The sequence below is a fragment of the Nocardioides turkmenicus genome (assembly GCF_011045035.1).
In the GTDB taxonomy this organism is placed as follows: domain Bacteria; phylum Actinomycetota; class Actinomycetes; order Propionibacteriales; family Nocardioidaceae; genus Nocardioides; species Nocardioides turkmenicus.
This window is the reverse complement of record NZ_JAALAA010000011.1, coordinates 88,130-100,343: the sequence shown is the minus strand read 5'-3', so window position 1 is coordinate 100,343 and position 12,214 is coordinate 88,130. Positions and strand designations below refer to the sequence as shown.

At 70.7% G+C, this 12,214-nt stretch carries 10 protein-coding genes; 5 read left to right on the top strand and 5 right to left on the bottom strand.

What is annotated here, in order from left to right; all coding sequences use genetic code 11:
- Positions 1-20: 20 nt before the first annotated feature.
- Positions 21-770 (bottom strand): SGNH/GDSL hydrolase family protein, encoded by a 750-nt coding sequence (locus tag G5C66_RS14560; protein WP_338144177.1) that lies wholly within the window; start codon positions 768-770, stop codon positions 21-23.
- 144 nt (positions 771-914) lie between these two features.
- Between G5C66_RS14560 and G5C66_RS14555 the strand changes: the two genes are divergently transcribed.
- Both G5C66_RS14555 and G5C66_RS14550 read left to right on the top strand, forming a co-directional pair.
- Positions 915-2,141 (top strand): DUF7134 domain-containing protein, encoded by a 1,227-nt coding sequence (locus G5C66_RS14555; protein WP_165111684.1) that lies wholly within the window; start codon positions 915-917, stop codon positions 2,139-2,141.
- A gap of 8 nt (positions 2,142-2,149) precedes the next feature.
- Positions 2,150-2,827 carry a response regulator gene (locus G5C66_RS14550; RefSeq protein WP_165111683.1) on the top strand — a complete coding sequence of 226 codons (678 nt, stop codon included), beginning with the start codon at positions 2,150-2,152 and terminating at the stop codon, positions 2,825-2,827.
- A gap of 15 nt (positions 2,828-2,842) precedes the next feature.
- On the opposite strand, the gene G5C66_RS14545 is transcribed toward G5C66_RS14550, so the two are convergent.
- The 4 genes from G5C66_RS14545 to G5C66_RS14530 all read right to left on the bottom strand — a co-directional run bounded on the left by G5C66_RS14545 (position 2,843) and on the right by G5C66_RS14530 (position 7,619).
- A complete protein-coding gene (locus G5C66_RS14545; RefSeq protein WP_165111682.1) occupies positions 2,843-3,115 on the bottom strand; it encodes a DUF4822 domain-containing protein in 273 nt (90 codons plus the stop codon).
- A 99-nt stretch (positions 3,116-3,214) separates the two neighbouring features.
- Positions 3,215-4,081 carry an alpha/beta fold hydrolase gene (locus G5C66_RS14540; RefSeq protein WP_165111681.1) on the bottom strand — a complete coding sequence of 289 codons (867 nt, stop codon included), beginning with the start codon at positions 4,079-4,081 and terminating at the stop codon, positions 3,215-3,217.
- 81 nt (positions 4,082-4,162) lie between these two features.
- Positions 4,163-5,437, bottom strand: coding sequence for an HNH endonuclease signature motif containing protein (locus G5C66_RS14535; RefSeq protein ID WP_165111680.1), 1,275 nt, complete (start codon positions 5,435-5,437; stop codon positions 4,163-4,165).
- A gap of 355 nt (positions 5,438-5,792) precedes the next feature.
- A complete protein-coding gene (locus G5C66_RS14530; protein WP_165111679.1) occupies positions 5,793-7,619 on the bottom strand; it encodes a flavin-containing monooxygenase in 1,827 nt (608 codons plus the stop codon).
- Between the two features lie 107 nt (positions 7,620-7,726).
- Here G5C66_RS14530 and G5C66_RS14525 point away from each other — a divergent pair, with 107 nt between their 5' ends.
- The 3 genes from G5C66_RS14525 (at position 7,727) to G5C66_RS14515 (ending at position 12,100) form a co-directional block, all read left to right on the top strand.
- On the top strand, positions 7,727-8,908 hold the full coding sequence (locus G5C66_RS14525) for a GAF domain-containing protein (RefSeq protein WP_165111678.1): 1,182 nt from the start codon (positions 7,727-7,729) through the stop codon (positions 8,906-8,908).
- 97 nt (positions 8,909-9,005) lie between these two features.
- Complete coding sequence (locus tag G5C66_RS14520; protein ID WP_165111677.1) at positions 9,006-9,716, top strand: ABC transporter ATP-binding protein; 711 nt, start codon at positions 9,006-9,008, stop codon at positions 9,714-9,716.
- An 8-nt stretch (positions 9,717-9,724) separates the two neighbouring features.
- Entirely contained in the window at positions 9,725-12,100 is a 2,376-nt protein-coding gene (locus G5C66_RS14515) for an FtsX-like permease family protein (protein ID WP_165111676.1), read from the top strand.
- The last annotated feature ends 114 nt before the right edge of the window (positions 12,101-12,214 follow it).

The following is a 12,214-nucleotide window of genomic DNA, read 5'->3' as shown; positions in this document are numbered from 1 at the left end:
CGCCGGTGACGCCTCGGCGTTCAGCCGGCGATCGCCGTCCAGGTGGGGAACTTGGCGGTGCGGCCGTCGCCGGAGGAGCGGCCGGTGAGGCGGCGGTGGATCCACGGGCCGACGAACTCGCGGTAGTAGGCCAGGCCCTTCTTGCCCTCGACGGCCTCGAAGTCGAGGTCCCACCAGCCCTCGGGGACGTCGACACCGAGCGAGTCGAGGACGCGGGCGGCGACGCGGTGGTGGCCGCGGGCGTTCATGTGGAGCCTGTCCTCGGACCAGAAGCGACCGTCCATAAGGGTCGTGTCGGGCCAGTTGTAGGCGCGCACGATGTCGTCGCGGTGGGCGACCCGCTGCTCGACCAGGTCGCAGAGCTCGTCGCCGCGGCGCTGGAAGACCTTGCCGAGGGGGAGCCGGGCCGACGGGTTGGCGCCGGAGAGCAGGATCAGGGTGATCCCGTTGGCGTCGCAGGCCTCGAGCACGGGCTGGAGCTGGTCGGCGATCGCGTTCGCGTCGGCCTTCGGGCGGAGCATGTCGTTGCCGCCGCCGTTGAAGGAGAGGTGGGTCGGCTTCAGCGCCAGCGCGGCGGGGAGCTGCTCCTCGACGATCGGGCGGATCAGGCGCCCGCGGATGGCGAGGTTGGCGTACTCCACCCGGGTCCCCGAGGCCGCCCAGCCCTGCGCGACCAGGTCGGCCCAACCGCGCACGTGACCGTCGGGCATCTCGTCGCCGACTCCCTCCGTGAACGAGTCACCGATCGCGACGTAGCGCACTGCCTCCACGAGTCCTCCAACCCCAGTCATCCAACCCAGACACCGATGCCAGATCCATTGCCAGCCTCTGGATTCTAGTCCGCCCGCGGTCTGACCCTGACATCCGTCCCCGGGCTGACGTCGTGACCGCCTCGGCTCCTCTACGGTGGGCCTGTGGAGGAGTTGGTGCGCCCCTGGCGGCTCGGCCCGCGTGGGCGATGGTGGTTCGACGTCATGCTCGCCGGCACCCTGTTCCTGATCATCCCGTTCTACGCCATCCAGGTCATGGTGAACGGCGGCGCCGCGAAGGACGTCACGAGCACCAGCCACGTCGCCGACCTGGTGCTCGTGGTGCTCCAGCTCGTGCCGCTGCTGTGGCGCCGCCGCCACCCGGTGATCGTCTACGCGATCGTGGCCGGCGCGTGCGGCCTGCAGGTTCTCCTCATCGACTACCCGCTGGTCTCGCAGGTCTCCTACCCGATCGCGGTCTACTCGGTGGCGCGCTACGCCAGCCCGCGCTGGGGCCTGGCCGCGCTCGCGGTGGGGCTCCTCGGCTCGGTGCTCGGCACCCACGACTGGATGCAGGCGGTCGACGCCACCACCAACGGCGAGCCCCAGGACGGCATCAACTGGAGCACGTACGTCCCGGTCGTCCTCTCGCTCGCCACCTTCCCGGTCGCCGCCTGGGCGCTGGGTGCGCTCGCGCGCACCAGAGCGGCGTACGTCGACTCCCTGATCCAGCGCAACGAGCAGCTGCGCCGTGAGGCCGAGCAGCGTGCCGAGCTCGGCGCGACCCAGGAGCGGGCGCGGATCGCGCGCGAGATGCACGACGTCGTCGCCCACGGGCTGAGCGTGATCGTGGTGCAGGCCGATGGTGCCCGCTATGCCGCCGAGCAGGACCCGACCCTGGCGCCCAAGGCGCTGGAGACCGTCGCCCAGACCGCGCGGGAGGCGCTGACGGAGATGCGGCAGCTGCTCGGCCTGCTCCGCGACGGCGACACCCTGACCCGTCCGCAGCCGCGGCTGGGCGACATCGCGACGCTCGTCGAGGAGACCCGGGCCGGTGGGATGGAGCTGGCCGCGACCCTCCCCGAGCCGGGCCTCGCCGTGCCCGAGGGCGTCGCGCTGACCGCCTACCGGGTGGTGCAGGAGTCGCTCAGCAACGTACGCAAGCACGCCGGCCCCGGCGCCGCAGCTCGGGTCACCGTGACGGCCGGTGGCGGCGGCCTGGAGATCGAGGTTGTCGACGACGGCCGCGGCGCAGCCGCGGACGCGAGCCGCTCCGGCGGGCTCGGACTGGTCGGGATGGAGGAGCGGATCACCGCCCACAACGGAACGCTCGAGACCGGCCCGGCGCCCGGCGGCGGCTTCCGCGTCTACGCAAAACTCCCCTTGATATGACTGGCGCTATGACTGGCTCCACGATCCGCGTCCTTCTCGTCGACGACCAGGAGCTGGTGCGCGCCGGCTTCCGGATGCTCATCGACTCCCAGCCCGACCTCAGCGTCGTCGGCGAGGCTGGCGACGGCCAGGAGGCCGTGGCAGCGATCACCCAGGACGGCACCGAGGCGGACGTGGTGCTGATGGACGTACGCATGCCGCGCATGGACGGGGTCGAGGCGACCGGCCTCATCGCCGGCCGCGAGGGCGCACCGCGGGTGATCGTGCTGACCACGTTCGACCTCGACGAGTACGCCTTCGCCGCGATCCGCGCCGGCGCCGCGGCGTTCCTGCTCAAGGACGCCCGCCCCGAGGACCTGCTCACCGCGATCCGCACCGTGCACGCCGGCGACTCGGTCGTCGCACCCAGCACCACCCGGCGCCTGCTGGAGCACTTCGCCGCCTCGGCCCCCTCGACCGCCGCGCCGGCTGCCGCCGAGCAGCGGCTGGCCGGGCTGACCGAGCGTGAGCGCGAGGTGCTCACGCTGGTCGGCCGCGGCCTGTCCAACACCGAGATCGCGGAGACCTTCGTGGTTGCCGAGGCGACCGTGAAGACCCATGTCGGCCGGCTGCTGGCCAAGACCGGCTCTCGTGACCGCGTCCAGCTCGTGGTGCTGGCCTACGAGACCGGCCTGGTCGGCCGCTGACCCTGACCGAGGAGGTCAGTTCGCCGGCTCGGCGTGGTCCGTGGGCGTGTGGACGATGTCGTAGTAGACGGACGTGTCGTTCTCGTCGGGGAAGACCCGGTAGGTGAACTCGTCCTCGGTCAGGGTGACGATGTCGGAGTCGCGCTCGAACAGCACCTCGCCGGCCTCGTCCTTGGCGACGATGTGGCGGGTCGCGCCACAGGCGGCAAGGACGGCCGCGGTGGCGAGGGCGGCCACGGAGGTGGCGACGAGACGGACGGGCTTGGCGGAGATCGAGAAGTTCTTCATGCCTCAACGAGCGCCCGATCGCGGCCCGCAGCCATCTGGCAACGGGCCACGATCGGATAGCCGATCGGATGATGCCGCGACCATCCGCGAGGTGTCCGATCAGGCGTCGTCGAGGATCTCGCGCAGCTTCGCGGCGAACGCCGCGGGATCGTTGTCGGGCGACATCGGGCTCACTGCGAACCCGCCATGGTCTCCTGGGAACACCTCCGGTTCCACGCCCAGCTCCGCTGCCAGCGCCTCACCGCCTCTGCGGGCCAGCGTGCCTTCCCACTCGGCCCCGGTCGCGGGCACGATCCGGACCGACGAGGCACGCAACGCGTCGAGGTCCGGCTCGAAGGGCGGCATCGCCAGGTTGCGACTCAGCAGGGCGTCGTCGCGGCTGCCGTCGTCCTCGGTGGGAAGGCCGAAGGCGGCAGGATCCGGAGCCGGCCTGTCCAGATAGTCGTCCGGAAGCGGACCCGTATGCATGACCAGTTGGATGAACTTCGCCATCGCGGGGCCGTAGCCCTCCCGCTGGTAGGTCGCGACGATGTCGTCGCTGACCCGCAGGGCCATCTCGCGGTCCTCGAGGATGGTGGACAGGGGCGGCTCGTGCGCGACGAGTGTATGGACGTCACCGGGGTGCCGGACGATCCAGTGCAGCGCGAAGGCTGCTCCGCCGCTGGAGCCGAACGCGTCGACCAGCCCCAGGCCGGAGGCCTCGACGACGCGGTGCATGTCCTCACCATGGAGTTCCCCGGTGACCGTGCCATCGGGCGTCAGCGTGCTGCGCTCGGCGCCGCGCGGGTCGTACGTGATGACCGTGCGGTCGGTGAAGTGCCTGATCAGCTGTTCGAAGCCCGAGGCCGCCATCGGCGAACCGAAGACGAACAGCGGTCGGTGCTCGCTCGGCGTCTCGGGTTCGTGGACGTCGTAGGTCAGGACGGCGCCGGGCGCCTCGATGGTGCCGGTGGTCACCTTGGTCATCGGGCCTCCTTCGGGTGCCTCGATGATCGTGCTGCCGCGACGCGCGCTCGTCAAGCACTCCCGTCGCCGATCCTCCATCGCTCACGGGCGGCGGGTGAATCGGATGGTGCCGTCCGGAAGTCGTTCATGGACGTACGCCGGGTTGTGCGCCAGACGGTGATGGTGCGGGCACAGCAGCGCCCCGTCTTTGAGATTGGTCTTGCCGCCGGATGCCCAGGGTTCTAGGTGGTGGGCGTCGCACCACTCGGGTGGCATGTCGCAGCCTTCGGCTTGGCAGCACTTGGCTTGTAGTCGGAGTGCTTTGCGTTGGATGGGTTGGAAGAGTCTGCTGGCTCGGCCGGCGTCGAGGACTTCGCTGTCGCTGCCGAGGACCCAGGGGATGATGGTGGCGTTGCAGGCCATGCGTCGGGCTTCGGCGGCGGTGATGGTGGTGCCGTTGGTCTCGTCGTAGCCGAGTGTGGCGAGGCCGAGGTCCTTGCGGAGCTCCTCGAGGGAGATGACGACGTTGATGGTCGTGGCGTCCCCGCCGTGGCGGGGCAGCGCTGAGGGGTCGATGGTCTCCAGGAGCCGGGCGAAGCCCTGGCCCATCAGCCGCTCCCACGGCGGGAGCGGGACGCCCTTGTCGACGAGCTGCTGCTTCCTAGGTTGGGAGTAGGCCTCGACCAGCCGTTTGAACCGCATCCCCACAGAGGTCGGGAGGACGCCGTCGAACCCGATGGTGCCGTCGTGGTTGTCCCACACCCTCAGGGCGGTCTTCTGCTGGGCGCGTTCTTCCTCAGCCAACAGCGCTTTGGCTTCGGCGTCCTCGAACCGGTCCGGGTCGATCTCGGCGAGGATCCGCTTCCCGACGATCTTGAGTTCGCTGGCGGTCAGCCGGGTGGCGTGGTCGACCAGCAGCTTCTCGGCCAGCACCAGGTCCTCAGCGCTGGCGACCGGATCGGCGTCGATCTTGTCGAGCGCTTTGGTGATCACCCGGGCCTTGTCCAGCGACACGACACCCTCGGCCAGGCCGGCGGCCACGACCTCGTACTTCGCGACTCCTGTTGCAAGTTTGATCTGCGACCGAGCCACGCCGGTGTCGACCAGCAACTCAGCGCGCATCCACCGCGACGCGTCCTTGGCCCCGGTCTCCTCGGCGATGTCACCCGCAGTCGCGAGCACCCGGAGCTTCAGCGCGGCCTGTTGGGCCTGGAGCTTCTCGAGCCGCTCGAGCAGGTCCTTCTTCTGCCCGGTCCGCCAATACGCAGGATCACCGGCCAACAGCTCCTGAACCGAGGATTCGATGGCGGTCAGGGCAGCGTCGATCGAGTCTCTGGGGCTGGTTCCCCAGTGGTCGATCCCGCTCCCGAGACTCATCGCTTCCCGCTTTCAAGGGGTGTGCTGTGGTAGCCCTAATCTACTCCGGAACCACCCCTGCGGGAACCTATTTTCCCAGGTCAACCCCCACTTTCGCGGTCAGCGAACTAACTTCTTCTGCTGCGCCACACCCGGGCCGCCGCCCCGATAGCCAGCCAAGTTTTTTCTCGATCTGGTCCGGAGTCCAGGACCGCGAAGCGGCCGGCGAAGCCGGCGGGCCGAAGGCCCGTCCTTGACGCCGGTCCAGATCGAGAAGACCCTCGAGAACGGGTCGGCGGCCCACACCGGCCCTCAGCGGAACGTTCCGGCAGGGAGCTGTGTTGGTCTCGACAACCTCGACCACCGAGACGAGCGCCTAGGAGAGATGGTGCACCGGCGCCAGGTTGTAGACCGGCGTCGAGATCCCCTCGAATCGAGCCTTGAGCTGCAGCGCGAGATAGAGCGAGTAGTGCCGCGACTGGTGCAGGTTGCCGCCGTGGAACCACAGCGCCTCCTGCTGGGTCGGCTTCCACATGTTGCGCTGCTCGCCCTCCCACGGCCCGGGGTCCTTGGTGGTGTCGGAGCCAAGCCCCCAGCACTTACCGACGCGGTCGGCGACCTCCTGGCTGATCAGGTCGGCGGCCCAGCCGTTCATGGAGCCGTAGCCGGTGGCGTACACGACCAGGTCGGCGGGGAGCTCGGTGCCGTCCTCGAGGACGACGGACGTCGCGGTCAGATGCGACACCTGGCCATGAGCGAGCTTGACCGACCCGTCGGCGACGAGCTCGGCCGAGCCCACGTCGATGTAGTAGCCCGAGCCGCGGCGCAGGTACTTCATGAACAGACCCGACCCGTCGTCGCCCCAGTCGTGCTGGAACCCGGCCTCCTCCAGGCGGGCGTAGAAGTCGGCGTCGCGCTCGGCCATCTGCTGGTAGAGCGGGATCTGGAACTCGTGCATGATCCGGTAGGGGAGCGAGGCGAAGACCAGGTCGGCCTTCTCCGTGGTCATCCCGGCGGCGAGCGCTCGCTCGGAGTAGAGGTCGCCGAGACCGATGTCCATCAGGGTGTCGCTCTTCACGATGTGGGTCGAGGAGCGCTGCACCATCGTCACGTCGGCGCCGTGCTCGAAGAGCGCGCCGCAGATGTCGAAGGCCGAGTTGTTCGACCCGATCACCACACACCGCTTGCCCTCGTACGCATCCGGGCCCGGGTGCTTGGAGGAGTGGTGCTGCTCGCCCTGGAAGATGTCCATGCCCGGCAGGTCGGGGATGTTCGGCTTGCCGGACATCCCGGTGGCCAGGATGAGCTGCTTCGGGTGGAGCGTGATCTCCTGCCCCTCGCGCGTGACGTTGACCGTCCACTCGCCGGCGGCCTCGTCGTAGGAGGCGCTGGTGGCCGTGGTCGAGGACCAGTAGGGCACCTCCATCACCTTGACGTAGGACTCCAGCCAGTCGCCGATCTTGTCCTTGGGCGCGAAGACCGGCCAGTTGTCGGGGAACTTCAGGTAGGGCAGGTGGTCGTACCAGACCGGGTCGTGCAGGCACAGCGACTTGTAGCGGCCGCGCCACTGGTCGCCGGGCCGCTCGTAGCGGTCGATCACGAGGGACGGTACGCCGAGCTGGCGTAGCCGTGCGCCGAGCGCGATGCCGCCCTGGCCGCCGCCGATGACCACCGCGTACGGCTGCTCGGTCAGACCCAGCGTCTCCGCCTCGGCCTGCCGCTTCTCGGCCCAGGTCACCCGGTTGCGGTTGACGCCGTGCTCGGCGCCCTTCGGGCGACGCTCGCCGCGAGGCTCCTCGTGGCCCTTGAGCTCGTAGAGGGTGGTCAGGAACGTCCACGCCTTGGGCCGGCCGTCCTCGATCTTGAGACGGAGCAGCCCGCGGCCACGGCCGACGGCCGTCTCGAACGTGAACCACGCCGTGGTCACGCCGTCCGCCGTCGCCTCGGGCTCTTCGAGCGCGAAGCCGGAGGGATCGACACGGTCCAAGGTGGCCGAGAGGAGGTCGGTGACCCCGGTCGGGTCCTCGACGGTGGTGATGTTCCAGGAGAAGGCGACCAGGTCACGCCAGAAGCTCTTGGTGGCGAACAGGCCGGCGGCGCGGGGGATGTCGCGTTCCTTCAAGGCGGCCTCGAAGTCGGCGAGCCAGGTCTGCGCCGGACCGGACTGGGCGGCCGCGGTAGGGGGTTCGAGTGTCTGCGTCATGGCACCAGCACACCGCCCCGCGGTCGCCGGAGAAAGGGTTGCAACGGATTGCATGTGGCGCGGGTCACAGCAATGCACCTACCCTCGGAGGCGGAGGTGGACGCCAGATGACAGTGACCGGAGCAGTGCCGGCGGGTGCAGACCTGCCGCGCCTCGCCCGCGATCTCGTACGCGTCCACGACGCCGTCCTCTCCGGCAGCCGTCCGCCGAGCACGCCCCGGATCCTGGTCGAGCGCTCCTGGCGCCGCGTGATGAGCATGGGCCTCGAGCCCGGCGGCAGCAACGGCAGACGTACGCCGTCGGCGGCCGAGTGCGCGGCCCGCCGGGCCCGCTCGCCGCTGGCGACGGTGATCGGCGACCTGCGGGCGGTGCTGACCGCGGCGGCGGATGCCGCGACGTACCTGATGGTGGTCACCGACGCGGAGGGCGTCGTGCTGTGGCGCGAGGGCTCGGCGCGGGTGCTCAAGATCGCCGACCAGCTCGGCTTCGTCGAGGGCGCGCTGTGGACCGAGCGCGCGGTCGGCACCAACGCCATCGGCACCGCGCTGGCCGAGGCGGCTCCGGTCGAGCTCTTCTCCGCGGAGCACTTCGAGCAGGCGCAGCACCCCTGGTACTGCACGGCCGCCCCGATCCACGACCCTCGCACCGGCGCCCTCCTCGGCGTCGTCGACGTCAGCGGGCCGGCGCTGACCCTGCACCCGGCGATCGGTGCCCTGGTGGAGAGCGCGGTGCGCCTGGCCGAGATGAGCCTGTGGCGCCACCACCAGGAGTGGCTGGAGCGACTGCGTCGCGAGACCGACCACGTCGTCTCCGCCGTCAAGGGTCCGCTGCTGGTCGTCGACGACGACGGCTGGGTCGCCCACCACGCCGGGATGGCCGCCCGCGACCGGATCGCGGCGCCCCGGCAGGACAAGATGCTGACCGTCCCCGGCCTGGGGTTGTGCCTGCCCGAGCGGGTCGGCGAACGCGGCTGGCTGGTCCGCCCCACCTCCTCCGGATCGGGGAACCTCACCGCCCGGCTCGATCCCGACGGCACCCTCGAGGTCGTCTCCGGGTCGGGCAGCTGGCGCACCACGCTGACCCGGCGCCATGTCGAGATCCTCACCCTCGTGGACCAGGCCGGCCCCCAAGGCCTCACCGCCCGCGGGCTCAGCGAGGCCGTCTTCGGCGACGCCGAGCACGTCGTCACCGTGCGCGCCGAGGTCTCCCGGCTGCGCCGCTCGATCGGTGCCATCGTCTCGACCAACCCCTATCGGCTGGCCGACGGGGTGACGCTGACCCGGGGATGACCCCGAGCCGACCCTTGCCGATCAACCCCAGGTCGTACGCCCGGATCAGCCCCCAGCCCGATGTGGAGTGACGCCCGGAACCGAGAGGCTCTGGGACATGACACAGACCTCTGTTCCCACGATGACGGCCGCCGCCCGAGCGGTGGGCCTGACCAAGACCTATGGCAAGGGTGCCACCGAGGTGCACGCGCTGCGCGGGGTCGACCTGGAGATCCGTCGCGGCGCGTTCACCGCGATCATGGGCCCGAGCGGCTCGGGCAAGTCGACGCTGATGCACTGCCTGGCCGGGCTCGACCGCCCCACCAGCGGTGAGGTGATGGTCGCGGGCCAGCCGCTGCAGAACCTCGACGACGACCAGCTGACCGTCTTCCGCCGGGAGAACGTCGGCTTCGTCTTCCAGGCGTTCAACCTGCTGCCGATGCTGACCGCCGGGCAGAACATCCAGCTGCCGCTGGAGCTGGCCGGCAAGCGGGTGACCGACGAGACCCGTGCCCGGGCGCAGATGATCGCCGACACCCTCGGCATCGGCAAGCGCCTGGGCCACAAGCCCTCCGAGCTCTCCGGCGGCCAGCAGCAGCGCGTGGCGATCGCCCGTGCGCTGGTCACCCAGCCCGCGATCCTCTTCGCCGACGAGCCCACCGGAAACCTCGACTCCGAGACCTCGGCCGAGGTGCTCGACCACCTCCGTCGCAGCGTCCGCGAGCTCGGCCAGACCGTGGTCATGGTGACCCACGAGGCCTCCGCCGCTGCGTACGCCGACGAGGTCGTCACCGTCAAGGACGGTCACATCGAGGGGGTGACGCGCTGATGCGGACGGTGTTGTTCGCATCCCTGCGAACCTACGCCCGCCGGTACGCCGCGGCCGTGGTGGCGGTCGTCGCCGCGGTCGCGCTGATCGTCGTCACCAACGCGCTGACCTCCGCGACGAAGTCGGGCCTGTTCGCGGGCATCGACGCGCCGTTCCGCAACGCCGTCGGCGCGGTCGACCTCCCGACCGAGGAGGTCACCCAGAAGTACACCGAGAAGGGCGGCTGGGCCCTGGCCGCGTCGATGCAGCCGGTGCGTACGGACAAGGCGATGCTCGGCCAGGAGGTCATGGTCGGCGCCGTCTCCACCGAGAAGCGCTGGCAGTGGCAGGAGCTCGAGGCGGGCAGGTTCCCGACCCGCGCCGGCGAGTCCGTCGTCGACGCCAACGCCGCCAAGACCAACAAGGTCGCCATCGGAGACACGCTGCGGGTCGGCACCGGGGAGTCGGCGGTCGAGACGACCGTCGTCGGTCTCGTGGACGCCCCGTCGATGTGGTCCTCGCCGGTCTACGTCACCTGGCCCGAGATGCAGGGCTGGAAGAACCCGTACGTGCAGGCCGTCCTGACCGCCGGCACCGGCGACGAGGCCGACAAGTGGCTGAACACCGACGACTACCTCACCGAGCTGCAGACCCAGCTCAACAAGGAGGTCAACGTCGTCGCGTACATGGTCCTGATCTTCGCCTTCATCGCCCTGTTCGTCTCGGTGCTGGTCATCACCAACACCTTCTCGATCCTGTTCGCCCAGCGGATGCGCGACTTCGCGCTGCTGCGGGCGATGGGCGCGACGAAGCGCCAGGTCCTGAGGTCCGTACGCCGCGAGGCGCTCGCCCTCGGCCTGCTCGCCTCCGTGCTCGGACTGGTCGTGGGCGCCGTGCTCGGCTGGGGGATCGTCGCGATCGTGCGGCAGCTCGCCGAGACCGCGCCGCTGGGCGAGGTCGCCCTGGAGTGGCCGTGGTTGCTCAGCGCGTTCGTCCTCGGCACGCTCACGACGCTCGTGGCCTCCTGGCTGCCCACCCGCCGGCTGATGCGGCTCAGCCCGCTGGCCGCGCTGCGTCCCCAGGAGGGCTTCGACGTACGCGGTGCCGGGATGTTCCGGCTCGGGCTGGGCGTGCTCGGCACGCTGGCCGGGATCGGGATCATCTTCGTCGCCGTCGGCTGGGACGACGCCCAGACCGGGATGCTGATCGTGCTGGTCGGCTGCGGGATCACCTTCCTCGGCGTGATGCTCCTGGGGCCGGCGCTGGTGCCGGGCCTGGTGCGGCTGGCCGGGGCAGGCCTGGCGAGGGTCGCCGGATCGCCGGCGAAGCTGGCGGCGGCCAACGCCGGACGCAACCCGAAGCGCACCGCCGCCACCGCAGCATCGCTGCTGGTCGGCGTCACGCTTACCACCGGCGTGCTCACCGGGATGAACACCATCCGCGCGGCCACGCTCGACGAGATGGCCGAGCAGCACCCGATCGACATCGCGCTGCAGGCGGAGTCCGAGCCGCTGGCCGACTCGGTCGTCGGGGACGCGAAGGCGGTCCCGGGCGTCGCGGACGCGGTGGCGGTGCCGGGTGCGCTGGCCTCGGTGGAGGCCGAGGGCAAGCCCGTCCCGGTGCCGGTCGTGGCCCCGCCGGCCGGCGACATCGCGCTCAGGGACCTCACCGTGAAGCCCGGCACGATGGTGCTCTCGCCGGTCGCCGCCTCGGCCTTCGTGGAGGACTCCTTCGAGGCTTCGGGGGAGAAGGTGACGCTCACCGTCGGGGACCGGACCGCGACCGTGACGCTGGACGTACGCGAGATCGACGGCGCCGCGCAGATCTCCGCGGCCACGCTCCGGGAGCTGACCACCGACCCGCAGACGTACGCCGTCTGGGTCCGCGCCGACGCCGGGGCCGACCCGGAGGACCTGGCCGGGACGCTCGGGGTGCTCGCTCCGGACGCCGAGCTGATCAACGGCAAGGCCCAGCGCGCCTGGGTCGAGCTGCAGCTGGACGTGTTCACCTGGGCGGTGATCGGGCTGCTCGCGATCTCGGTGCTGATCGCGCTGGCCGGCATCGCCAACACGCTGGGCCTCTCCGTGCTCGAGCGAGGCCGTGAGCACGCGCTGCTGCGGGCGCTGGGCCTGACGAAGCGTCAGCTGCGGCGGACGCTGGCCGCCGAAGCGGTGCTGCTCTCCGCGGTCGCCGCCGTGGTCGGCACCGCGCTGGGCGTCTTCTTCGCCTGGGGCGGCAGCGAGATCCTCATCGGCGACATGCTGCCCGACGCCAGGTTCGACCCGCCGGTGCTGCAGCTGATCGGCGTCGTGGTCGTCGCCGGCGTGGCCGGCCTGGTCTCCTGCGTGGTGCCGTCCAAGCGGGCCACCAAGGTCAGCCCGGCGGAGGGACTCGCGCTGGACTGACGCGCCAACGTCGATGTGTTGGTCTCGACACGCCTCCGCCTAGTGGCTCCGGCGGCTCGACCGACGGTGGCCCCGTCGGTCGAGCCGGACTCGTGAGGAACGAACGAGTCCGTG